Source organism: Colwellia hornerae (assembly GCF_007954355.1).
Classification (GTDB): domain Bacteria; phylum Pseudomonadota; class Gammaproteobacteria; order Enterobacterales; family Alteromonadaceae; genus Colwellia_A; species Colwellia_A hornerae.
This window is the reverse complement of record NZ_VOLR01000005.1, coordinates 28,371-53,831: the sequence shown is the minus strand read 5'-3', so window position 1 is coordinate 53,831 and position 25,461 is coordinate 28,371. Positions and strand designations below refer to the sequence as shown.

Below are 25,461 nucleotides of genomic sequence, written 5' to 3'. Positions count from 1 at the left end.
TGAACACTAAAATAGCTCAAGAATCTATTGATGCTAACTTCCGCTATCGTATCAGAGAAGTCCATTTTAGTGCAGATGTAGGGTGTTAGAAAAGGTCTCGAATGTCGCAGCTAAAGCCCTTAAAGTGATATTTTAGAAGTTAACTATTTCAAAGTTTAATTAAATTTTTTGAAGGCTATTTTCGGTGCTTAAACGTAATAATTACAGTTTTCGACTTTATTTAACGGTTTCCATCTTTATTTAGACGGTTCCAACTTTATTCAACTTCTACAATAAATTCAAATCAATAAAGTTTAGTGTCTACAGTGGCTGATTTAACGATTAACACCGGCTAGTGTCTAAGTGAAAATGAAGTCTAATCATTTAACAGACGTTCAGGTTCTGGTGACTTTTCTCCATCAGGGCATTTAACCGAACTTAACTGATCGCCCTTTGGTATTAATTGCCGGTGTTTATCTTGAGTAATTGTTGATATTATTTTGGTAGCTCTGTTATTTTATTGGTAGGTATATTTAATGACAGCAATTCTTTTAAATGATGTGGTGATGACGTTATGCAACATTTAGTTTCAGCAATTTTAGTTCAGGTCGGCTCCGTTGTTCTAGGCAAGCCTAACGAGATACGTTTAGCACTGGCGTGTTTATTAGCAAAAGGTCATCTGCTGATAGAAGATTTACCCGGCATGGGTAAAACCACATTGGCGCAGGTGTTAGCAAAAACGCTTGGGCTGAGTTATCAACGAACACAGTTTACCAGTGACCTGCTACCGGCGGATGTTATTGGTATCTCTATATTTAATCCGGAAACTAAAAAATTTGAACTTCATCGAGGACCGATTTTTAATCAAGTGGTGCTAAGTGATGAAATCAATAGAGCAAGCCCTAAAACACAAAGCGCTTTACTTGAAGCGATGGAAGAACATCAAGTCAGTATCGATGGGACAACCTACCCACTACCACAACCTTTTTTTGTTATTGCTACGCAAAACCCTATAATACATGCAGGAACATATCCCTTACCTGAGTCGCAACTCGATAGATTTATGATGCGTATATCTCTAGGGTTTCCAGATATCGCAGCAGAAAAACAAATTTTACAGAGTGAAAGTAGTCACACTAGCTATAAAAAGCTATTGCCCTGTGTTGATACCGATAAACTTATCGCCATGCAAGCCGCAGTATCACAAGTGACGGTATCAGATAATATTATTGAATATGTTATCGCCTTAAATCATGTCAGTAGACAGCAAGGATTTTCCGGTCGACCTCTATCACCAAGAGCTGGACAAGCACTGGTCAGTGCTGCTAAAGCATGGGCTTTTATGGACGAGAGAACGTATCTAATACCCGAAGATATTCAAGCGGTATTTAGTGCTGTTTGTCAGCATAGGCTTGAGTCGACTCCTGTTCACTTTGGCGAGTATCAGCAACAAATCTCAGAGCAGGTTATCGGACAAGTTAATGTCTTAAATCCGCTTAATTCATAGCGTGTATAACAGTAATAGCGATAACCATTCATTTAGTTAACGCTAGAGTAGAGATGATAGTGGTAAAATGGTTAAAACCGATAAAGAATTATGGTAATCGCTTTATTAATAGACGATTTAATCGTTGGTTAAAGCGTCGAATTCCGCCGGCAAGTGAGCATAAGTTATCAAATCGTAATATTTTTATTATGCCGACCCGCTTTGGTTTTGTGTATCTCATTTTTGTGGTGTTGTTATTTCTTCTAGCCACTAATTATCAAAATAATGTCATTATGCTATTAAGTTACTTAATGGCGAGTGTCTTTATCACCACCATGATGCAAAGCTTTTTTAATTTATCTGGCATCGTTTTATCTGCAGACAAAACCGCACAAGGGCATGCAAAAGCAAATATAGCTTTTCCTATCAAAATATCTTCAGCTAATAAACGTTTTGCGGTTAATTTTGGCTTTGATGACCAAACTGTTTTTCATCTTGCTCAAAGTGAGACCAAAGAACAGACGGTTTATGTGCGCTGTTCGTACCAAACCCGAGGGGTGTATACTCCTGGTCGGCTAAAAGTATCAAGTGAATTTTCTTTAGGTTTATTTATCAGCTGGACAAGAATCGATTTTGACCAGCAATGTACTGTGTATCCTCAAGCCATTTCTTTGAGTCATAGACAAAGCGATTTAAGCGACTCAGAGCAAGACAATTTATTTTTAGCTAAGAGTAAACCAGGAGTAGATGATTTCTTTGAACTTAAAGCTTATCTTCCGGGAGAGCCACTTTCTCGTATCGCTTGGAAACAATATGCGCGCGGGCAAGGTCGATTAACTAAACATTATCATCAACAACAAGGAACAAGGTGTTGGTTAAAGCTTAATGATATGCCTAATCACGGACTTGAGAAGCAACTAGAATACTTGTGCTTTCTCGTTAGTGAATACCACCGTAGCGAGCAAGTATTTGGTTTGGATTTAGCAACAGAAAAAATACAGCCTGGCCAAGGTGAACTTCATTGTAAACAATGCTTAATGGCGCTAGCCATTTATCCTAAGTCGCACTGATGATAAATAATACCGTGACAAATAAAAAATTTAGCCAATTACCTCAACATGCTTGGGCTTTGCTTGTTTGTCAGGGGCTTAATGTGTCATTACTCGTTAGTGAATTAACGAGCTGGATGTTGCTTATTATTAGTGTCTGTTTATGCTGGCGTGGCTTAACACTTATCAAGCCAGCAATAAAACCACAGCGACTCATGATTTTATTGCTGGCTTGCTCTGGTTCGATTGCTATCGCGATAAGCGGTCAAGAATTAGGGGTATTATTAAGCATGCTACATTTGCTTTGTTTTGCCTATGCCTTAAAAAGTTTAGAGTTAACTACTCGCAAAGATTTCTATCAAATTGTCTTACTGGGTGTTTTTATATTGGCATCAGTGCTGATTTTTTCTCAGTCTTTATTTCTGTCATTTTTTGTCTTCTGCTTACTGGTGTTAAATTTAAGCCTGCTTTCGGCGTATTTTTCCACGCCGCTACCCCTTAAGAATAACCTTTATCAAAGTGGTAAAACGGTACTACAAAGTATTCCGCTTGCGGTGGTGTTATTTGTCTTTTTCCCTCGAGTGGCACCTTTTTGGCAGGTACCATCAGCAAAGTCTGCCCAGACAGGTTTATCAGAAAGTGTGACTCCGGGGGATATTGCGCATTTAGCAAGATCTTCAGCACTGGCCTTTCGAGTGAAGTTTTTTACCGATATCCCGCAATACAACCAATTGTACTGGCGAGCAATGGTTATGGATGATTTTGATGGGCGAACATGGCAACAAAGTAACATTAGCTCAGTAAAGAACACTGGCATAACTAACACGCCAGATATAACTCCAGCGACATTAATTGGTGAACAAACGCGTTATCAAGTAATGGTCGAGCCGAGTTATCAACGTTGGCTCTTTTCTTTGGCGGTGGTCAACCCTGAAAGTTTAAAAGATAACCAAATGACTATCGATCAAGGTCCCAATTACACTATTATAAATAGTAAGCCGGTTAGCCAAACAAGCAGTTATCAAATCAGTAGTTATCCCCAGTCATTGCTTAATTCGCCGTTAAGTGACCATCAATGGTTGACAAGTTTACGACTACCTAGCGCCAGTAACCCTAAGCTACAAGCGCAAGGACGACAACTTAGTTTACGTTATCCTGACGTCATTGAACGGGCGCAAGCTATTTTGAATATCATTAGAGAAGAAGACTTTTATTACACGCTAACGCCGCCTTTATTAACCGGGGCTAAATCAGGGCATGAATTAGATCAGTTTTTTTATCAAACTAAAAAGGGCTTTTGCGTTCATTATGCCAGCGTATTTACTTTTATGATGAGAGCGTCTGGTGTGCCTGCCCGATTGGTTACTGGTTATTTAGGCGGCGAGTATAACAAACAAAGTGGTCACCTTAGTATCTACCAATATGATGCTCATGCATGGGCTGAAATTTGGATTAAAGACCAAGGTTGGATCAGCGTAGATCCCACGTCGGCGGTAAACCCTGAGCGAGTAGAAAGTGGACTTTCACAAATGTTACAGCAAGAGGCGCTTTTCAATAACGACTTTCTAAATTTACATCGTTATAAACACCTTGCTTGGCTAAATAACCTGCGCTTGCAGCTCGATGCTCTAGATTATCAATGGACACGATTGGTTTTAGGCTATTCATCAAAAAAACAATATTATTTACTCAAACAATGGTTTGGTCATTTGCGTGCTTGGAAAATAGCGGCAATTATTGGTGGAGCATTAATTTTATTGATGTCTGTGATGTGGTTAGTTAATTTAAAGAGCGCTAAACGTAAACCGCAAGTGAAATGGTTAGCTCAGTATCAGCAAATTTTAGCGTTATTAAAAGCTAAAGGTTTAACAAAGCCTGACACTATGGCTGCCAGTCAATTTTCAAGGTTAGTGATTGAACGATTTCCGTTATTGACGACAAATTTTATTGCTTATACCCAGAGCTTTGAAGCAATAATGTATCAAGCATTAACGCCTGAACAAAAAGCGCAGTGTTTAATTGAAATGAATTACTACCAAGGGCAATTAACAAAACAATTAAAAAAGCTCCCGAAAAAGCCAAAGGTCAGCGATTAACTCTGGTGATAAGTCGAGCTTGCCCTTTGACATTGTTTTATCAGTTGACAAAACTCATTAATACCTCGATCAAAACTGTCAGCAGGTAAGAATAAGTGGTAACCAAAAGCAGATGATAATCGTTCACTTTGATGAAGAAATGCCGCGACAGGGCCTTTTACACGCTCTCCATTTGACAGGATAAAGGGGTTGAAATTCATTTGAGCTTGTTCCATTGTCATCAGCTGATGCAAAACACCATAAATAATCAATCCTTGTTGTTGATGGATCAACCTGTTCGCCAATCTAACCGAAATATTGTTAGCGATGTTCTCTATAGCAACCAAGCGTATGCCTATATAAGGTAATGTTTCACGGTCTAAACCCACAACTTCAGTAATGATATTAATACTTTTGATATCCTGCCATGCTAATTGCCAGTGACCGTAACGGTGATTGAAAATTATTTTATCTGGAGTCAAAAAAAGGCTAATGGCAGGCTCAAAAAGTTTAACAACACCCATCAAAATGATAACCAGACTGAGTAGGGTCATAAACATATAGGCAAATCTATATGTTTGCCAGTAGTGCTGAGCGAATAGCAGCGTAGTAAACAAAACTAACGCGCCCAATATAACCAGGAAAATTCCGTTATGTTTAGCGATAGGTTTAATTGTTATGCTTGGTTGTTGTACAAGTTTTTCAGCCATTTAACCATCATTATTTTTTACTGTTAAGCTCAATATGCCTAATTATTAACGTGTTGAACAGCGCATTTTTAAATCAACTGGCCTTGAGCCCATTAATAAAGGCTTATGTCTACTTATATTGGCTCACATTATCACCTCTCAAAGAGATTAATGTTTATGAGAATGCTTATTAGTACACTATGGATAGGCTTTATCGATAAAAATAAGTGGCTTAATTTTTAATAAGTTATTGATTATTTAATCTAATATTTAGATAGTATGAATATAGGGGCTATACTTAGCCATTGATAATATCCCACAATCAATTAATGGGTTAAGCTATCCTCGTTGTCTTCGAAATAGTCAGGTTATCGCTGAGATTTCCTCAAGGTCTGCTAAAGGATTGTAAACAAAATAATATGACTAATATAAAAGTGCTACAACAGAAAATTAAACGTCGTAATTTATTGGCGATAGTGTTAATTGCTGTGTTAATTAGCTTATCATTTTTAAGTTTGATGTTATTATTTAATCAGCAAACTAAAGATGTTGAAACGATTAATCTTGCCGGTGGCCAAAGAATGCTGTCACAAAAAATTGCCTACTTAGCTACTCAGCATTATCACAATATAACCCTAGCTGAAGTTGACGATAAGTTGATAAAAAACTTGCTCGATACGGTGAGCACCTTTACTAAAAATCAGCAGATTTTAAACAATCTCGCGCTTAGTCAATCAACGAGTATGCCAAGTGAAGTTTATAATAGCTATTTTAATGCGCCAACCGATCTTAATAAACGTGTTAATCGTTTCGCTTTAAGTGCCATTGAGCTGAGTCAGGCTCAAGATAAAAATAATGCTAAAACGATAATTAATGAAATGTTTAATCAAGCATTAATTGAAAGTTTACGGGTTTCTTTAGATGTCGTTGTTACCAAGTTAGAGCAACATACTCATCAGCGTATGGCTACTATAAAAAGACTCGAAGCCGTTTTATGGTTAGCCTCAATGATCTTACTGTTTGCGATCAGCTTTTTTATCTTTAGACCGCTGCAACGAGTCATCAGTAATTATCACCATGAACTTTTACTTTCGAAACAGAAAAGCGTTGAGTTAATGCTGGCGATAAATAAACATGCCATTGTCTATCGAGTCAGTGTCGATGAAAAAGGTACTTTAACGGAAGTTAATCAACGTTTTCTTGATTTCTATCGTTATCGTGAAGAAGATATCGTTGGTCAAAGTGTCATTGAAATTTGTGGTGTAGGTTATACCCAGCAAGACTATAAAAATATATTTCAAAAGGCTGTCGCTAAGGAATACTGGCATGGCGAATCAATTAATAAAATTAAAGGTGGCCGAGAGCTGTGGTTAAGTACCACCATAGTCCCCCTGATTAATAGTGAGCATAAGGCTGAGTCTTTTATTGTTATTCAGAACGATATCAGTGGTATTAAGCAAACCGAACTGACTCTTAATAAGCTCCATAAAATAACCTCGGATATAGACAAAAGCTTAACGGATAAAATTCAAGATATCCTAGAGCTGGGAAAACAAATATTTAATTTACCGCTCGCGTTGATCAGTGAAATACATCAGCAAGAATATCGAGTTGTCTATTGCCATACCCCGAACAATGAAATTAATCCCGGTGATATCTTTGAATTAGGGAGCACCTATTGTTTTCATACCTTACAAGCAAACCAACCTATTTCTTTTCACCAAGCAGGTGATAGTGAAATAAAAAATCACCCCTGTTACCAAGATTTTGGTTTAGAAAGTTATATTGGTGTGCCATTGGTTGTTGATGGTAAACCGTTTGGCACGTTAAATTTTTCTGGCGCTGAGGCTTCAGCAAGACCTTTTACCACGAGGGAATTAGACTTAATTCAATTGTTTTCTCATTGGATAAGTGCCGAGCTAACACGTGTTAAACATAAAAATAAATTGTTAGGGCAACAATCATTAATGGAGCAAATGGCGCAGCAAGCTCGCATTGGTGTCTGGGAAGTTGACTTGGTAAACAACAATGTTTACTGGTCAAAGATGACTAAAGTTATTCATGAAGTACCTAATGATTATCAGCCAGAATTAACACAGGCGATTAATTTTTACAAAGAGGGTGAAAGTAGAGAAAGAGTACAAGCATTAATTGCCAAATGTATGAAAGACGGTGGTACTTACGAGGAAGATATGCAGTTGGTCACCGCTAAAGGTAATGAAATTTGGGTATCTGCTCGCGGTCGTTCTGAGTTTATCGACGGAAAATGTGTCCGCTTGTATGGCTCGTTTCAAGATATTACTGATAAAATGATAACCCAACAGAGTATTAGCCAGCACAACCAACGAATGAGGCTAGCGACAGACTCTGCCGGTATCGGCGTTTGGGAGCTTAATTTACTTAGTGATGAATTAAAATGGGACGACTGGATGTTCAAGCTTTATGGTGTTGAACGTCAATCATTGTTAAGCGCGCAAGATGTTTTGAATCAAGGGGTACATCCTGAAGATATCAATAAAGCGGGTCGTGATTTTAATGAGGCCATTAAAACACACGGCCAGTACGATACACAATTTCGAATTATATGGCCAACTGGCGAAATAAAGTATATTAAAGCGGCGGCGATTATTAGCTACGACAGTAATAAAAAACCGATATCAATGATAGGTGTTAACTATGACGTTAGCGCAATCGTTGAGAATGAAATCGCCCTTATTAAAGCGAAAGAGCAAGCAGAAGTGGCGGTAACCGCTAAAAATGAATTTTTTGCCAGTATGAGCCACGAAATACGAACACCAATGAATGGTGTTATTGGTATGCTTGATTTAGTCAAAGACTCTCCGTTAAACCAAGAACAAGATCACCGTATCGGCATTGCCCAGCAAAGTGCTCACTCTTTATTAACATTGATCAACGACGTTTTAGATTTCTCCAAAATAGATGCTAATAAATTAGAGCTTGAAAATGTCAGTTTTAACTTACGAGATATGGTTGGTAACTTAGCCGAATCTTTCGCGCAACAAGCCCAACATAAAGGTTTAGAATTAATTGTCGACCTTGTTGAACTTGAAGAGTCGTTGGTGGTGGGCGATTCAAATCGACTGCGTCAAATATTAACCAATCTACTCGCGAATGCCATTAAGTTTACCAAGCAAGGTGAAGTCATTATTCGCCTTAGCCAGCAAAATTACTCGACAACGCATTGGCGTATTATTGCTGCGATATCTGATACGGGTATCGGTATACCAAAAGGTAAGCAGCAAGGGTTATTTGAAGTATTCAGCCAAGTTGATGCTTCAACGACACGAGAATATGGCGGCACAGGGCTTGGGCTTGCTATCGTTAAAAAGCTTTGTTTATGTATGCAAGGCAATGTTAAGGTCGAAAGTAACCAAGGCGAAGGTAGCACATTTAGCTGTGATTTATTGTTAGAAAAATCAGCTGATTCTTTCTTATCACAACCTGTTAAAGCCTTGCAAGGCAAGCGTGTGCTAATTATCGAGCAAAATAAATCCTGTGCTAATGTCATTAAACGCCAATTGAACTGCTGGCAACTCGATGCTGACATAATGACGACACTACAGCCAGCGTTGACTGTATTTAATAAGCAAATAGAAAATCCTCACTATGATTTATTGATTATGAATTCGCAACACAATGGCGAAGACGCTGTAGCATTTGTTAAAGAAGTGCGTTTAAACCCAGTCTATAAAAATCTAAAAATAATGTTTATGACGCTAATGAGTATTCAGCATGACTTAGCCGATATTGCCGAAAGTGGTATTGATGGTTTTTTCCCTAAACCGGTTATTACCGCTGATTTGCAGCGAGCATTAAACACGTTATTAGACGAACCGGCAAAACAGCCCATCAGTGACGCCACTTCAGCTAAATTAATAGCCTTATCGGATGTTGATAGTAGTTGGACCAAAGACGTTAATTTATTACTGGTAGAAGATAATCGTGTTAATCAAATGGTCGCTATGGCGGTGTTAAAGAAAATAGGAATAACTCAATGTGTTATTGCCGTTAACGGTAAAGATGCCATTGAAATGCTTAAAGCAAGTGCTAATAACCAGCCATTTACTTTTATCTTTATGGACTGTCAAATGCCTGAAATGGACGGTTACCAAGCGACAACCTCGATTAGACAGGGGAATGCGGGTGCTCGTTACCAAAATATTCCTATTGTTGCTATGACAGCTAACGCGATGGTTGGCGACGAAGAAAAATGTTTATCTGCTGGTATGGATGATTATTTGGTTAAGCCCATTAACAAAGAACAAGTAAGAGAGGCAATAAAAATAATCCACTTATAAAAACTGCTGCCGCTAAAAAAATGCTCTTCTATCTTAGATGAGCAGGGTTCCCGACAGTTTTTTGTTACAAACTTTTGACTTTGATGATACGTGTTAACGTGCTTAACGTTAAATTACCGGAGTTAAACTTCAACCTTATAGCACAAGTAATGCTCTGGCTATTTTCGCCGTGCAAAGTTCATTACATTGACCAGTAAATGTTTTTAATAGTCTTTCCAAAGCATATTAATGATAAAGTTGTAGTCGTGAATATTGAAGTAACTCGTTTCACGACCACAAATTGACCTTAATTAAGTGTGGTATTTAACCTTTGCCTTGGGTGCGATTTCGATTAGATTTAGCATTAGCGTTCTTTTCAATAAATTTTTTCTCAATAAACTTGAATATCATCGTGGCAACATCTTTTTCAGTTGCGGCTTCAATACCGGCCAAACCTGGTGAAGAATTAACTTCCATGACAACAGGGCCACGTTCGGCGCGCAGTAAATCAACACCACAGACGTTTAGCCCCATAATGTTTGCTGCTGATACAGCGGTTGCTCTTTCTTCTGGGGTAAGCTTAACGAGTACTGCTGAACCACCACGGTGTAAATTTGATCTAAATTCACCCTCGCCGCCTTGACGCTTCATTGCGGCAACAACTCGGTCACCAACGACAAAACAGCGAATATCAGCACCACCGGCTTCTTTGATAAACTCTTGAATTAAAATATCAGCATTTAACCCCATAAATGCTTCAACAATCGCTTCTGCTGATTTAGTTGTTTCAGCAAGTACCACTCCAATACCTTGTGTACCCTCAAGCAACTTAATAACACAAGGTGCGCCACCGACGTTCTTAATTAAATCTTTTACATTATCAGGACGATTTGCAAAGCCTGTTCTTGGTAAACCGATGCCTTTTCTTGACAACAGTTGCATAGAACGTAATTTATCTCTAGAGCGACTAATCGCCACAGATTCATTAACACTAAAGGCACCCGTCATTTCAAATTGACGCACTACCGCGGTGCCATAGAAAGAAATTGATGCACCAATACGCGGTATAATAGCGTCGTACGGGGGCAGCTCTTTACCTTTATAACGCACGACAGATCTATCGCTAGTGATATCCATATAGCAATGTAATGTATCGATAACGTCAACTTGATGACCCTGCGCTTCACCCGCTTCTTTTAAACGACGAGTAGAGTACAACTTCTTGTTTCTAGATAAGATTGCTATTTTCATAGTTGATTTCCTGTTTCTATTAAGAACAATAATCTATAGACTAGACTGTTTACTAAATAGTCACAAAAAATAAAAGTATTTTGGATTAAGTGAGTAAAAGGTCGGTCACTGTTTGTTAAACGCTTGTCTGCTCAGGCTCTTCTTTGGCACTATTTTCCTCGGTAATTTGTTTTTTTTGGTTCATTCTCAGGGCTAAATATAAATCAGAATGCACATAAATTCCTTCGTGACCTGATTTAATCTCCGCTTTTTCAAACCACGCCAACAACTGTCTTTTTCTGCCAGCAAGCTCAAGACGAACACCGCGCTTTCTAAAAATAACCTCTAAATCAGATAGCATCGCCATCACACTCAAGTCTAAATGAGTAAAACAGGGCACCGCATCAATAATTACACATTCAATGTCATCTTTTTGTCGGGCATATTGTTCTAACAATCGGCGTTTAAAGAAACTCGAGTTAAAGTAAGTTAAGGGCGAATTAAAACGATAAATAAAAATACCGTCCACCGCTTTTGCCTTATCACTGGCATCTAAGCTTCGCACTACACCGTTAATATCAACACCGAGTATATGGTCGGTGGGGCGCATTACCGTCCTAATAAATTGGAATAAACCCAGTAATACCGCAAGCGTAATACCGGGGATAACACCAATAAATAACACCGCTAGCAAAGTGGTTAAGGTTAAGTAAAATGCTTGTCGGTCTTTTAATCTTAATTTCCAGACCATTTTTAAATCGAGTAGGTGTATAGAAGCAATAATTAAGACCACACCCAAGGCGGCACTGGGAATAAATTCAAGGGGGGCGGTGAAGAAAATAGCTATAATAGCAATAATACCAGCTGCTATAATCGAGACTAATTGGCTTTTACCGCCATTGGCATCATTGACTGCGGTGCGAGAGGAAGCGCCACTCACCGCAAAGCCCTGTGATACAGCCGAAGCCAAGTTAGCAATACCTAAGGCCATAAACTCTTTATCTGCATCAACATCATAGCCATTTTTTGCGGCAAAGCTGCGTGCGGTGAGCATCATGCTAACAAAACTTATTATCGCTAAGTTAAGTGCTGGCATGACAAGCTCTCGAATAATGCCAACATTAAATTCAGGTGTTTGAAATAAGGGTAAGCCACCTTCGACAACGCCAATAGTTTTTATACCAAACTGCTCTAATTTAAACAGCCAGACTAAGCTTGCTCCTAAAGCGATGGCGAACATCGATGCCGGCCAAGTAGGCCTTAGGCGTTTAATACCAAAATAAATAGCTAGGGTAAGTAAGGCGATGGTTAATGTTGGAAAATGTGTTTGCGCTAGGTAAGTAGGGACACCGCCTAAACGTTCGAGCAGGTACCTTTCATCAAAGGTAAAACCAAATATTTTAGAAAACTGACCGACAATAACCGTTATGGCGACACCATTTAACAGCCCCATTAAAATAGGTTTAGATAAGAAATCAGCCAAAACACCGAGCTTAAAACGACTGGCGAGGATGCACCAAAAACCTGTCATCGCCGTCATGGTAATAACTAATTGCCAATGCTTAGTGCTGTCACCGGCAGCTAAAGGCGTGATCAAGGCTGCAATAACCGCACAGGTTGCTGCATCAGGACCGACGATTAACTGCTTAGAGGTACCAAATAATGCATAGACCAGCATAGGCAATACACAGGAATATAGTCCAACAACGGCATTAACCCCAGTGAGCTGGGCATAAGCTATAGCAACAGGTAACGCAACGGCTGCAACCGATAGCGCGGCTTTAACATCATCGGCAAACCAGCTTTTTTCGTAGTGACATAAGGTGTTTAAACCCGGCATAAAATCATACAAACGTGATAACACAAGCGTTCCTTTGTTTATTTAGTGCGCAGTGATGCTATGCGTTTTGCTAATGGTGGGTGACTCGAAAAGAGCGCACTCATTTTACTTGAGCTAATGGCAAAAGCTGACATTTCTTTTGGTAGCTGAGGTAAACTTTGCAGTTGCTCTAGTTTACTCAGCGCGGCAATCATATTTTGTCGACCCGCAAGCGTCGCACCACCTTCATCTGCTCTAAATTCTCTATAGCGAGAAAACCACATCATAATCATAGTCGCTAACAAGCCCAATACGAGTTGAGAAACCAATGAAACAATCCAAAAGGCAGGTCCGTGACCACTTTTTACGTTAAATACATTGCGGTCAACCACATGACCAATGATACGCGATAAGAACACTACAAAGGTATTTAAAACCCCTTGCAGAAGTGTCATCGTCACCATGTCGCCATTGGCGACGTGGCTTATCTCATGAGCAAGTACTGCTTCTACCTCATTTTGACTCATGTGACTTAATAAGCCAGTGCTTACCGCGACCAAGGCATTGTTTTTATTCCAACCCGTTGCAAAAGCGTTCGGTGAAGGATGATTGAAAATACCAACTTCAGGCATGCCAATATTGGCTTTAAGGGCTTGTGCTTGTACTGTTTTGAGTAACCAGCGTTCGGTTTGATTGCTTGGCGTCTCGATAACCTCAACGCCCATACTCCTTTTCGCCATAAACTTAGAAATAAACAAGGAGATAAATGAACCACTAAAGCCAATAACCGTGGCATAAATAAGTAAGGATTGAAAATTAAGGTCGATGCCATTTTCTGCCAACAGTCCTTGAATACCGAATAAACTAAAGGTAATACTTAAAATCATCATAATGGCAATGTTAGTCGCCAAAAACAGTAAAATTCTCATTGTTCATCTCTTAATTTAGTAATAATACCTTTATAGACAAGGCTGTTAATCAAATAGTCACAAAGTAATTTAATCAAATAGTCACAAAGTAATTTAATCAAATAGTCAGCAAGTAATCAAAGTATATTTATTGTTAGTAAGCCGAATGTGAAAAATTTATTAACGTATTTTATTTAGACTAAAACTAAGTTGATTTCTGGCTGACTTTAGATTTTGCTGTGTTTATTTTTTGAGTGATTATTTTTGCATTTAATCTTGATGTGACTTTATTCTACTTTAATGAGTCTAGATTAATGTGGAAAATTATTACCACAAAATTTCAGAGTACAAAATATTTAAAGGAAAGGTATGAAAGCTTTAATTTTATTGATGGCTATCGTCATGATGGCACTTGTTTACGCAGAAAAAAACATATTCAACGTGCTAGTGCAAGATACAAACGTAGTGAAAGATATACGCGCTGAAGAAGAAAATATCTGTATTAAACTGGCGATAGTTAATCTTGCCGATGAAATAACTATACGGATTTCAAGCAAAGATAAAGATTTATATCGCCCGTGGTTTAATGGCAGTGTTGATCTTCAATCAAAAGGTTTTCGTGGCAACGATGTTTGGTCTGATAGGCTCCAGACCCAAGCTAACTATGTTGAGTACTGGCACAAAGGTCGGCTGGTGCTTCATCTTCAACGAGCAATATACGCATTTATTACTCCGCTACTACAAAAATATCTATAATGAAATGTTAACCTTAAGGTCATATTAAGGGCTTTGTTTTATTGATTGTTGTTAACGTTACCCAACACTGGGTGTTATTTTTTCCACTGAAGCAAGATAACTAAATTCTGGGTCGACCAACATTTCCCCTTTCATCGCTTCACGTCCCAATAGCATCAGATGACTCATGCTTGACCGGTTGGTTAGTGACAGTCTTACTGTCCATTTTAGCTCACCCATTACCGCCAGCGTGTTAATGATATAACGACGTTCTTTTTCTCCATTAGAAGATTTTATACGTTTTCTATCAACTATCTTTGCCGAACACTTAATGGTTTTACTGACATCATGAGAATCAGGATGAAATTCAAAGTCCAACATGCCTGTGACTTTATTTTCAGAAATATGATCAACATGGAGCGATGATGTCTGCGCGCCGGTATCAATTCTGGTCGCGACCTCAAATAGCTCTAATTCGGGTAAATCTATAGTTTCTCTAGCACCGACAAGTATTTTTTCTTTCATATTATCCATTTCAATATTATGTTGTAGCAGACAAAAAGTTACATATATCTGCTAAGGTGCTAAAACAATAGCACATCATTTTATTAGCAGTGTAACTATTAGATAAATAAGGCTATTTTATTAGCGGTGTAATTCTACAATAAGTATAACTATTTTATTATAGCTTAGCGCGTCATTTTTTTAACAAACACCACGACGAAAAGCGCGATAGTAAAGCTTCCGGTAAATGCTTCTATTGCGGCAATTGCACGTGATATTCCAATAGGCGTAAAATCGCCATAGCCTAAGGTTGTGAAAGTGACCACAGAATAATACAAGCAGGATAAGAAGAAGTTAATGTTTTCACTGAGGGGGTGTCCGGGGTTATAAGCAAGAAAAGTGCCTTGATAATTTAAGCCAGTAAAGGTGTATAAGATAGCGCAAAATAAAATCAGCAGCATAGAAATTCCAACAATCCGCAGCGGATCCTCTCCGTACCCACAAAATAAATCGACAACTTTTGAGGTGATACGCTTAATACTATATTGAGGCATCTGCATACGACGCATCGTTAATTCTTTTTGGATTAAATTACCCGAAAGGGTAAAAATACCTTCTTGCTCAGAATGCTTTCTCAAATCACGATAAACTTCTTCAGCTTGTTCGAAGTAATCAATGGCTTGCTTGATATTTTTTTCTTTTAGCGCTTTTTGCGCATGTACCTCCTGGCTCAGTTTTTTACCTATTTGAATATTTTCAATTTTAGCGTCTTGCCATTTAACACCTAATAAGTTGCTTTGTTTTAGATTAGCGCAGTTGAGGTTGGCATTTTTTACATCCGCTTTCATTAAGCTGGCTTTATTGAAATTAATATTAAATAAGTGGGCACCCAATAAATTAGCATGATAAAAATCTGCATAACTAAAGTCGAAACCTACTTTATGATGATGATTTACCAGGTCAATATCACTTAAGTCAGCATTCTTTAAGCTAATACCACGGGTTAATCCGCCAGACCTTGCATAGTCAACTAGTGCTTGTTTAACTTCGTCGCCAGATTTATCAAGAGAATGATCATGCCAATAGCAAAGGCCAGTTTTATTGGCATTTTCTTGACAAATATAGCCGAGGGGATCCCTATATTGGCAGCGCTGAATTAACTTTTTCATCGCTAAAGTATAGTAGGGTGGCTTGAACTTTCCACCCATTTAAAGGAAGTTTTTCAGGAGATATAAAATAAAGGTTGTCGAAAATTAGAATGAAATAGGTCTTCTCTTAGCTGTTGAAGGCGTTGGTTCAAGCGCTTGCTCTGCAGAAACTAAAGTTTCGTTAGCTTTTGACTTACTCTTTTTAATCGGGCTTTTAGTGACTGCATCATTAGACTGAGCGTGCTTCGATGATTTTTGTTTTGGCTTGTAAGCGACTTGAACAACTTCACCGTCAAATTCAACAATATCGCCATGACGAATTTTTTTTCGCTTTTGAAACTCTACTTCATTGTTAACTAAAACATAACCTTCGCTGATCACTATTTTGGCTTCGCCACCACCACCAACCATATTGGCAATTTTTAGTAATTTACAAAGTTCGATAGGTTCAATCGAAATATCAATAAGAGGGTATGCAGACATGAAAAGTTAGCCTAGTAACATTAAATTTAATAACGGCAATTATAACATAAACAATAGCGACAAGGATAAAGGTATAGATTATTTAACGGTAAACTTTATTATCGGCACTTCACAAATAAAAGCTAACCTTTTTAAACGTCCATCTTGATAATAGAAGGTTTTATCTTTTAATGTAAGCTGATAATTACCTTGGTTGAAAGCGTAAACAAAAGATAAGTTTATGCTTGTAGATGATACTTCATTAGGCAATATTGATAAGTAATCTTCAGATTGAGGTTGCAGCCGTTTGACCATTGGGCCTTGGTAGCTTAATTGCTGACCGGTATCGCTGCGAGTAACAATAAACAAATCAGAAAGAAACCCTTCAAATGGTGTATACCAGGTTAATAACTCTATTTCTTTAAGGTAGGGATTTTGGAAGCTAAAATTGATTATGACTTGATCTGCAGATAAAGGGGCTGAGCTTACCGTGATTGCACAGCTTTGTTTGCTTGTCGCCATATTTGCTAAGGCCTTATTGAAGATTATAGGATAATAGGCGATGAAAAAAATGAGCACGAATAAGATTTTTTTTATTGATGATAAGTGTATTGACCACATAAAATAACCTTTAAAAATATAAACAGACCCAATGATTTTAGGTTATATCAGGTCTGTTTGCCTTAACTATTCATTGAATAAAATGTTATTAATTTTGGTTAGGGGTATTTTCAGCAAAGTATTCATGGCTGTCAGCATTATTTAACGCCTGATCAGGGTCTGATGTCGCTAAACTTTGCGCACCTGATTGGCCATAAACTACATCGTCAGTACCAGCAACCGCATTAAAATGACTTAATTCATGAACAATAGTACCGGCACGAGAATCAGTACCTAGCTCATTAGCATTCCAAAAAGCGCGACAAAGGTAAACTTTGTAAGGCTGTGTAGGGTATACATAAGCAAAATAAGTTTTTTTACAGCTACAGTCAAAAGTAACCGGCTTATTATCGATTGCATCATTAATGGCATCAAAGTGATTTACTGCTGTGTTATAACGTGCCGAAGTCGCATCACCAAACCAAGTATTGTAACGAGCAGAAGTATTGTTGGCGGAGTGACTGCTTAAATAAGCGACTGAGCTATTAGTAATTTGATCTGCGGCAGCGAGTGCGCTGATCACTTGTGTTTTTTGAGCATTGTCACAGCGACCAGTAAAGCAAGTACCACCGATACAATCACCTGCACCACCGCCACTACCGGGCTTACCTTTGTTCGCTGTGCCCTTAGCTTCAATACCTTCTAACCAAATAACAGCAACGGGTGAAGATAATTGCTCAACCGCTAATCTTGCTGCTTTTTTCTGCTGTCCTTTATTACTGTATAAGTGCATTGATTTTACATCGTAACTTACTTCATAGTTACCTGTGCTACTCATATCGTATAACGCAGACAATTCAAATGTTTGAGTTAATGATTGACCTGACTTTAGTTTAATAAAGTCTTTATCTACAGGTGCTTGACGTTTGTAATGAGGACCAAAGAACTCAACGTCGACACCATCTTTTTTGACACTAAAAATATGCTCTTCATTAAGATCGGTATACCAAGCTAATATTTTTTGTTGACCGTTGCCATTATTGGTAATACTCAATGTTGCATTAACATTGCCATTTTCAGCTTTAGCGACTGAAACTTGCACCTCTAATTGAGGTTTTGCTGCGTTAACTTGCAGGGTGATGATGGCGGTAATTGCTACCATTAGTTTTACTAAATATTTCATAGATCTCTACCTTTTATTATTAATCATCTAGAGTACAACAAGGAACATTACTGTTCGGTGATGTTGATGATAATACTTTGATTTGTTATTTGTTTTTGTCATAGCAAAATAACGGCAATTTTTATTAAAAAAACGACAAAGAATTTTTTTTTGCTAATTTTAACAAATAAAAAGGTGATGTTTTAAATGGCAAATGTTGGCTTTATCTTGTGCTGACATGCGAGTTAGTCTGTTGCTGTGACAAACGGATCAAATTCAGTGGTTGCTATCAACTTCAGCAAAGCTCACTTGCTTGAGTAATAAGTTGATGCTTTTTAGCTGTTTTATACAATGCAAAGTTTATAATTATGTCATACTCAAATTTAAGCTCGACAGATAAAATGACTGTTGTTGCCTGTCAAGCGAAACTTTAAAGTTGCATAACAACAGATGTCATCGTTATATTACTAATAATGTATACCATTACTTTTATCTCCCCAGACACAGAGGCTAATTTGAATAAACTTGAACAAAGTCAATTAAGTGAATTAGTAAAACGCTTGTACAGGTACATCTTTATCAAAGCAACGCGAGATGATGGTGGTTATACCATGGCTCATTGGTTATGAGTATTTCACTTGTTGTCGCCGATGACCATGTGCTTATGCGCCAAGCATTAGTGAACTACTTAAAGGAAGGTAACGAGTTTACTATTCTGGCTGAATGTAAAGATGGTATAGAATTAATCAGTCAAACCTTAAAAACCGATCCTGATGTTGTGGTGATGGATATTTCTATGCCAAATATGAGCGGACTGGTGGCAATTGACAAACTATTGTCGCAACGGCCAACGACGAAAATATTAGTTTTATCTATGCATGACGAACTTGAGTATATTTTAGCGATGCAAAAAGCGGGTGCTAAAGGTTATATCCTCAAAGAGTCGTCCTCAGATCTTCTTATTCATGCGATTAAAGATGTTTATAACGGTAAAACCTTCTTTCCAAACTTATCTTCCAATAATTGTCAGCCAGTGTCGAACCCACTAGCAGTATTAACTCGGCGAGAAAGAGAAGTGTTTTTCTCAGTTATTGCCGGTAATACCAGTAAGAAAATAGCAGAACTCCTCAATATGAGTATAAAAACGGTGGAAAATCATCGCACCAAAATATATAAAAAGCTTCAGGTTGGTAGTGTGGCCGAACTACTAAGAATGGCTAATAAAGCAGGTCTTCTTGAATAGTGCTTATTTTATCTCATTGCAACGTTGCTAGAGACAAAAAAACGCCCTACAAGGAGGGCGTTTAATGAACGTAAATGTTATACGTACTCTGCTCTATAGCTAGCCGCTATTACTCTGCGTTTGAACTTGTCCCTGAGACAAAGTAATTTTCATCTAGTTGATTTGCGATAATCGCATAGCTAGCACGCGTTACACCGTCTTCAGGATTGAATGTAGCTACCATGGTCGGTTGTAAATCAAATTGGCCTTGCTCCAGACTATAGCGAACACCTAATAGACCTTCGTTCAAAGCAATTTGCACATATCCGCGCATATTGTCAGCAATACCGCTTTGGTCATTAACAACAATAGAATCACCATGGTAATTAACGGTGATCTGATGCGCTTCGCCTAAATTTAACGCTTGTTGAGTTTTACCAATAACTTGCACTAGACTGTAAGCTAGCTCCGCACGAGTTACCGCTGATTTTCCGTGGAAGTCACCACTCTCATCAACCATCATCACCGGACCAAATTGTTGTTTAGCATCTTTCAACGCGGCACCAGGCATAGCAACTGATTCAGCAAAAATACGGTATCTAGCGTTAACGCCACTAAGACTTATATCTGCTTCGTTATTTAAACGGCGATGCTGACGTACCGATGTCCCCATGACCAAGGCTTTAGCCAATTCTTGACGATTTAACATCGCATTAGGGGCAAAGGATGTAGCTGAACGACCATCCATAAGGCGTTCAAGTACCGCTGTTTCTATGGCGGCTTGCTGGCTGTGGCCTGCTACGTCATTCATACCTTCTATGCCTTTGAAAACATCTTGCCACACCCAATAACTGATATGGTTATCACTGGCTTCTTCAGTTTGTGCCTGTTCGTCGTATACCGCACCTGCAGGCGCTACAGGGAAACCAAAAGCGTCACCTTCCATAGATAAAAGCCAAGTACCCGCTTGTGCTGGAGCTGTTACAAACGAGTTACTGTCCCAAACTGGATCGGTTGAACCCCCTTCAAAAATATCTCCATTGGGCGCTTGAAGTACAGCTTTAATACTTGTTAAGGCCGTTAAGCCAACATGTACGGTCTTGGCATTGGCATCGACAACAAATTCAATCACTTGCGATTCTAGCGTTTCAAATGCTAGAGCACCTTCAGCAATTGCTACGGCTTCCATATTGATACTGGCCGTGAAACGAGCATCTTCGCTGTTGTTAACCGACTTTTTCTGAGCTGTATCATATCCCTTGGCTGCAGCCACTGCTGCACGTGCATTAACATAACCTGCTCCAACTTCCCAAGATTCATAACCTGGCATATTCGTCGCAGACTCTTTCATTAATTGCTTGATTTCATCAATATGTAGCGAAGGATTAGCTTCCATCATCAGCGCAGCAACACCTGCAGTGTGTGGTGTTGCCATTGATGTACCTGATATACGGGTATAAAAAGGGATATGTGCTGGGTCAAGTACCAAATCAGCATCTCCGCCATTGGCCGCCATATTGGTTGAAGAACGCGTTGATACCATGTTGCGCCCTGGTGCGACAATCGTGACTTCGTTAGTGTAAGTCCAGCCTTTACCATCAGGCATAGTGAAATCACCGCTTTCATATTCTAAACCACGAGAAGAAAAGTCGACTAAATTACCATTGGTATCACCTGCACCTACTGACATTCCCCAAGGGATTTGAGCATGAGGGTTATTGCTATTTTCGCCAGAGCCAGAATTACCAGCAGCAAATACCGACAAAACACCAAGTTTATAGGCTTTATATGACGCTAAGGCAACAGGGCCTGCAGCATCAAATTTACCGCTTGAACCCCAAGAGTTGCTCATAATACGCAGTGGGTGTTCATAGTCGTAAACGTGATTAATAGCATAGTCATAGCCGCCAACCGCATCTAAAATAAATAAACCTAGCCCTGAGCCGTAACCGACTAAATCGGCATCGGGTGCAACGCCTTTATATTTTCCATCAGACATAGCGCCAGAACCGGCTATAGTGCCGGCACAGTGAGTACCGTGGCCAACATTCAAATCAGTATTAGGTTGATTTTTAATAACAAAACCGTCTGTAATACCGGTTTCAGCAAGATCGAGGGAATGTGTTGCTGCTTGCACGTTATCAACGACTACGTCGCCAAAGAATAAATCTTGGTGCGTGGCATCTATACCCGAGTCATTAACCATAATGGTGACACCTTTACCGGTATATTCTGTGCCGCCATTACGGTTTGCAAAGTCTGTACCTTGAACTTTGTCAACACCGGTAATTTCACGAGAATTAGCATTGAAGTATTCAAGCTTACGGTTTAGCCATACTGAGCGCACATCATCTCGCCCGGCGATAGCTTTGATTTGTGCGACATTAGCAACAACACCCATGATAGGTACGGCAGAAAACTGAACGCCTTTACTGATACCTAAGGCTTTTAACGCCCGTATTTGACCCACTGAAATAGGGTTCATTTGTTCAAAGGTTATTACGGCCATGACCGTTTCTTCACCCGTCATCGTCGGAAGTACTTGTGCTAGTTGCTCGCCAATGGCGGCATCAGCTAAAGCGTGCGTAGGTAATGTCATTGCCAAAGAGGCTGCAGCCAAGGCACTTAAGGTAAATTTTTTCATTATATTTCAAACTCCAATATCTTTCATACTTGTAGGTTAAATATCTTAAATATTTCTAATTGTTTTTAATTATTTAAATATTTTTATCATCTCTAGTCTCCCAACAAACCATTAAGATGAAAATAGGGGCTTACCCCTATTATTGAATAAATAACTGCTTAATTAGCAAACCTATACAGTGAATCATTTTAGAAAAAAAATATCAGTGAGTTGATCGTATTAGCGATTTTAATTTAGCTAATAGTTCTTTAGATAGGGGGAACCCCCTATTTACTCAGCCCCCCTTAACTCGATAGAGTGCTTGAGTGAATTATATACACCCCTTAATAATAACTAGAACGAGTGAAATAATGAAAAAATTTACCTTAAGTGCAATAGCAGCAGCAACCATGGCATTAACTATGCCGTCTCAAGTTTTCGCTAACGCTGCCATTGGCGAGCAGTTAGCTGAGTTTTTACCGACTATGGTTGGTACGCAAACGGTTATGGCCGTAGTAACTTATAACCAATTAGCGCCGGTATCAACAACTCAACTAGAGGCACTTTCTGGACTAGGTATTAGCCAAGCGGTTCAGTTTGCTTCGGTTCCTGTTATTGGCGTAGTCGCTAACTTAGATCAAATTAAAGCCATTGCTCAACGTAGCGATGTGCGCTCGGTATGGTTAAATCGTGAGCTTGAGTATTTTAATGCTGATGCTCGTCAGATCACGGGTGTTGATGCGGTTCAAGGTGAAGCGTTTTTCGAACAAAATGGCATTGAATATACCGGTAAAGGCGTAACTGTAATGGTTAATGACTCGGGTATTGATGCTACTCATCAGGATTTATTCTTTGGCGATAAAGTGATTGATAACGTGCAAGGTCTAACGCATGCAAGTTTATTAAGCATAACGGGTGTAACCGAAGGTCTAATACTTAAGAACCAACCTAACACAGATACTAATTCAGGACACGGTACCCATTGTGCTGGCACTATTGCTGGATATGGTACTATGTCAGATGGCAAGTACCCAGGGGCAGCGCCAGATGCTAAGCTAGTAGGCTATGGCTCAGGTGGTGTTATTCTTATTCTTGATACTATAGGCGCTTATGACTATGCCATTACTAAAGGTGATAGTTACGAAAATCCATTGCGCGTAATGAGCAACTCATGGGGGTCAAGTGGTAAGTTCGATTCGACTGGCCCAGTTTCTCTAGCTTCATATAAAGCCCATAAAATGGGAATATTATCTGTATTTGCAGCAGGAAATTCTGGCTCAGGTGAAGATACGCACAATCCTTATGCACAAATTCCTTGGGGCATGTCTATTGGCGCAGGGGAAAAAGATGGCACACTTGCCGGTTTCTCTTCACGTGGTTACAAGTATGAATCTCGTGAGTTCACTATGCCAGATGGTACAACATGGACACAAAATAATGAAATTACATTAGTAGCTCCTGGTGTCGATATTATTTCCACCCGTGCGGTTACTAATGCTGGCGCAAACGGTGGTGAAGCTGATATAGACGCGATGGACCCTACTCATTTACCGTTTTATACTATGATATCAGGAACGTCGATGGCGACCCCTCATGTCGCCGGTATTGTTGCGTTAATGTTAGAAGCTAACCCTGCCTTAGATAACCTTACCATCAAAAAATTGTTACAAGAATCTGCGACTAATATGCCAGGTTACGAACGCTTTGAAGTGGGTGCTGGATTTGTAAATGCGCGTGCAGCAGTAGCCGCAGCGAAAAACTATGATATGAACCATAGTGTCACGGTGAATAACCTACGCAGTAAAGTTTTTAACGCTAATACGCTAGTTGCCATTAGTGATGTAAGTTATGAAGATTCAATCTGGTCAACACCCAATGGCGTTACAGAGCCACTAGGACTGCAAAACTCATTTGAGTTTCAGGTTCACAGTGAGGCATTATGGGTTAAGGGCTCTGCGAGCTCGTTGGCTAATACTGCGAAATTAGTTTTGATTGACCCTAATGGCATTGAATACTTTGGTAATTTGACCTTACCGGTGCTTGGAACTGATATGCGTGTTACTGCACCTGCAATGGCAGGTACGTGGACCGTTCGCGTTGATGGACTAACGTCTTTGTCTGGTGTAAATCCAGATCCACTTAACCTAACTAATGGCCCAATGGCGCCTGAGAACTTCGACGTTAGCATAAAGTTTGAAGACTTGGTTGGCTTTGAAGGGGTAAACGATATAGCCGCTCATCCTTATGAAAATGCGATAAAATATGCAGTGAGCAAAAGACTAATGGATGGTTTTAATAACGGGAATTTCAACCCTAATGCAAAGTTAAAACGTAAAGACTTAGCTAAGTACCTTGTTATGGGTGGCGCGGTTCGTCAATACCGTGCATTAGACAATGAACCGGCGCCAGCGCTTAATGCAGTACCTAGTGGTTACCAAGCGTTTATTGAGTCGGTATCGGTTAACGGCGGCGCATTGAAAGATAGTTTGCGTGAACAGCAGCCAGTGATGCTTAGCGAAAATGGTGAGTTTGCCCATAACGGCCGTGTATCTAAACTAGACCTAGCGTACAGCTTAATTCAAATTCTAGGACTTGAATCAACAGCTACAGCGTTTGATCCCGAAGGTGACATTACGGTTGACTATAATGGTCAGACTATCGTGTTAGCCGATCAAGACAGTATTGCCGACGATATGAAAGGTTATGTGCAACTTGCCATAGAGCTTTCATTATTGAATGTTCACTTTAATGTGACTCAAGGCACTTACGACTTAACGCCACAGTTGAATGCTAGCTTTGGTGGCGACTATAAAGTCACTCGTGCAGAATATGCTTTAACTGCCGGTCGTCTTTTTGGTCAATACTTTCAGTAAGCGCTTTGCGTAAATACTTTTAGTCATTAATACCGCATGTTAATCAGGAGGCCATTTGGCCTCCTTTTTTTATTTAGCGGTTAGCTAATCCTCGCAGTTCGCACTGTTAATCATGGTTTCTCCTTTTTCAACATCGTTTTGATAAACGAGTGCCGTGTTAAATGACTTCATTGACTTCCTTTCGCAAGTAATTTCTTATTTTTTTTCTACTGAGGTTAAGTGAGCTCATTCTATTTTTATCGCTAGGTATTGGCAGTGGCTAGCTGAAATGAGTTATCTAGTCTCTCGATTGTTAGGCGGGTGTGTTTATCATTCAGCCACTGGTTTTAATCGTTAGGCCATTAACTAATACAAGGAAATTGAAATGAGTTATTTTGTCTATTAATGATTAAGCGCAGAATTGGCTTAGTGTTGTTTGTTGGTAACTAATTGATATTTAGTAGTTAATAGTTAGTGGTTAATAGTTGTTATGTATGAGCGGTATAGCTATCGTATTGGAATACTGGCGGCTGGAGCGGGCTGATATCATCTTCCTCGAGACAAGTTTTATGACAGGACGTTGTTGTTGTTAATCTTTACCATTTTGTCACGGCACCAAT

The 25,461-nt window shown here is 39.2% G+C and carries 17 protein-coding genes; 7 read left to right on the top strand and 10 right to left on the bottom strand.

What is annotated here, in order from left to right; genetic code table 11:
- Positions 1-553 precede the first annotated feature (553 nt).
- From ESZ26_RS04535 to ESZ26_RS04525, 3 genes are read left to right on the top strand one after another with little or no spacing between them, the layout of a single operon-like run.
- Positions 554-1,486: an AAA family ATPase gene (locus tag ESZ26_RS04535; RefSeq protein ID WP_146798424.1), complete on the top strand. Its 933-nt coding sequence runs from the start codon at positions 554-556 to the stop codon at positions 1,484-1,486.
- 59 nt (positions 1,487-1,545) lie between these two features.
- A complete protein-coding gene (locus ESZ26_RS04530) occupies positions 1,546-2,535 on the top strand; it encodes a DUF58 domain-containing protein (RefSeq protein WP_170246305.1) in 990 nt (329 codons plus the stop codon).
- Entirely contained in the window at positions 2,535-4,610 is a 2,076-nt protein-coding gene (locus ESZ26_RS04525; RefSeq protein WP_146798420.1) for a transglutaminase TgpA family protein, read from the top strand. The genes ESZ26_RS04530 and ESZ26_RS04525 overlap by 1 nt, the downstream gene beginning before the upstream one ends.
- Here ESZ26_RS04525 and ESZ26_RS04520 read toward each other — a convergent pair.
- Entirely contained in the window at positions 4,607-5,299 is a 693-nt protein-coding gene (locus tag ESZ26_RS04520; protein WP_146798418.1) for a DUF2982 domain-containing protein, read from the bottom strand. The two genes, ESZ26_RS04525 and ESZ26_RS04520, sit on opposite strands and share 4 nt — an antisense overlap.
- Positions 5,300-5,697: 398 nt before the next feature.
- On the opposite strand from ESZ26_RS04520, the gene ESZ26_RS04515 reads away from it, so the two are divergent.
- Complete coding sequence (locus ESZ26_RS04515) at positions 5,698-9,597, top strand: response regulator (protein ID WP_146798417.1); 3,900 nt, start codon at positions 5,698-5,700, stop codon at positions 9,595-9,597.
- A 303-nt stretch (positions 9,598-9,900) separates the two neighbouring features.
- On the opposite strand, the gene rimK is transcribed toward ESZ26_RS04515, so the two are convergent.
- The 3 genes from rimK to htpX all read right to left on the bottom strand — a co-directional run bounded on the left by rimK (position 9,901) and on the right by htpX (position 13,554).
- Entirely contained in the window at positions 9,901-10,827 is a 927-nt protein-coding gene (rimK, locus tag ESZ26_RS04510; protein ID WP_146798415.1) for a 30S ribosomal protein S6--L-glutamate ligase, read from the bottom strand.
- Positions 10,828-10,942: 115 nt separating this feature from the next.
- Positions 10,943-12,670 carry a SulP family inorganic anion transporter gene (locus tag ESZ26_RS04505; RefSeq protein ID WP_170246304.1) on the bottom strand — a complete coding sequence of 576 codons (1,728 nt, stop codon included), beginning with the start codon at positions 12,668-12,670 and terminating at the stop codon, positions 10,943-10,945.
- A 14-nt stretch (positions 12,671-12,684) separates the two neighbouring features.
- Positions 12,685-13,554 carry a protease HtpX gene (gene htpX / locus ESZ26_RS04500; RefSeq protein WP_146798413.1) on the bottom strand — a complete coding sequence of 290 codons (870 nt, stop codon included), beginning with the start codon at positions 13,552-13,554 and terminating at the stop codon, positions 12,685-12,687.
- Positions 13,555-13,902: 348 nt separating this feature from the next.
- Here htpX and ESZ26_RS04495 point away from each other — a divergent pair, with 348 nt between their 5' ends.
- The gene (locus ESZ26_RS04495; protein ID WP_146798411.1) at positions 13,903-14,289 is read left to right on the top strand and encodes a hypothetical protein; all 387 of its coding nucleotides are present in this window, start codon (positions 13,903-13,905) and stop codon (positions 14,287-14,289) included.
- Positions 14,290-14,346: 57 nt separating this feature from the next.
- Here the strand turns inward: ESZ26_RS04495 and ESZ26_RS04490 are convergent, their stop codons facing one another.
- The 5 genes from ESZ26_RS04490 to ESZ26_RS04470 all read right to left on the bottom strand — a co-directional run bounded on the left by ESZ26_RS04490 (position 14,347) and on the right by ESZ26_RS04470 (position 18,165).
- On the bottom strand, positions 14,347-14,793 hold the full coding sequence (locus ESZ26_RS04490; protein WP_146798409.1) for an ATP-dependent zinc protease family protein: 447 nt from the start codon (positions 14,791-14,793) through the stop codon (positions 14,347-14,349).
- 164 nt (positions 14,794-14,957) lie between these two features.
- A complete protein-coding gene (locus ESZ26_RS04485) occupies positions 14,958-15,941 on the bottom strand; it encodes an ion channel (protein WP_146798408.1) in 984 nt (327 codons plus the stop codon).
- A gap of 84 nt (positions 15,942-16,025) precedes the next feature.
- Positions 16,026-16,403 (bottom strand): RNA-binding S4 domain-containing protein, encoded by a 378-nt coding sequence (locus ESZ26_RS04480; RefSeq protein ID WP_146798406.1) that lies wholly within the window; start codon positions 16,401-16,403, stop codon positions 16,026-16,028.
- 78 nt (positions 16,404-16,481) lie between these two features.
- On the bottom strand, positions 16,482-16,904 hold the full coding sequence (locus tag ESZ26_RS04475) for a hypothetical protein (RefSeq protein ID WP_146798404.1): 423 nt from the start codon (positions 16,902-16,904) through the stop codon (positions 16,482-16,484).
- A gap of 187 nt (positions 16,905-17,091) precedes the next feature.
- The gene (locus ESZ26_RS04470; RefSeq protein ID WP_146798402.1) at positions 17,092-18,165 is read right to left on the bottom strand and encodes a M35 family metalloendopeptidase; all 1,074 of its coding nucleotides are present in this window, start codon (positions 18,163-18,165) and stop codon (positions 17,092-17,094) included.
- 604 nt (positions 18,166-18,769) lie between these two features.
- On the opposite strand from ESZ26_RS04470, the gene ESZ26_RS04465 reads away from it, so the two are divergent.
- A complete protein-coding gene (locus ESZ26_RS04465) occupies positions 18,770-19,387 on the top strand; it encodes a response regulator (protein ID WP_146798400.1) in 618 nt (205 codons plus the stop codon).
- A 109-nt stretch (positions 19,388-19,496) separates the two neighbouring features.
- On the opposite strand, the gene ESZ26_RS04460 is transcribed toward ESZ26_RS04465, so the two are convergent.
- Positions 19,497-22,010, bottom strand: coding sequence for a S8 family peptidase (locus tag ESZ26_RS04460; RefSeq protein ID WP_146798398.1), 2,514 nt, complete (start codon positions 22,008-22,010; stop codon positions 19,497-19,499).
- A gap of 350 nt (positions 22,011-22,360) precedes the next feature.
- On the opposite strand from ESZ26_RS04460, the gene ESZ26_RS04455 reads away from it, so the two are divergent.
- The gene (locus tag ESZ26_RS04455; protein WP_146798397.1) at positions 22,361-24,862 is read left to right on the top strand and encodes a S8 family peptidase; all 2,502 of its coding nucleotides are present in this window, start codon (positions 22,361-22,363) and stop codon (positions 24,860-24,862) included.
- Positions 24,863-25,461: the final 599 nt, after the last annotated feature.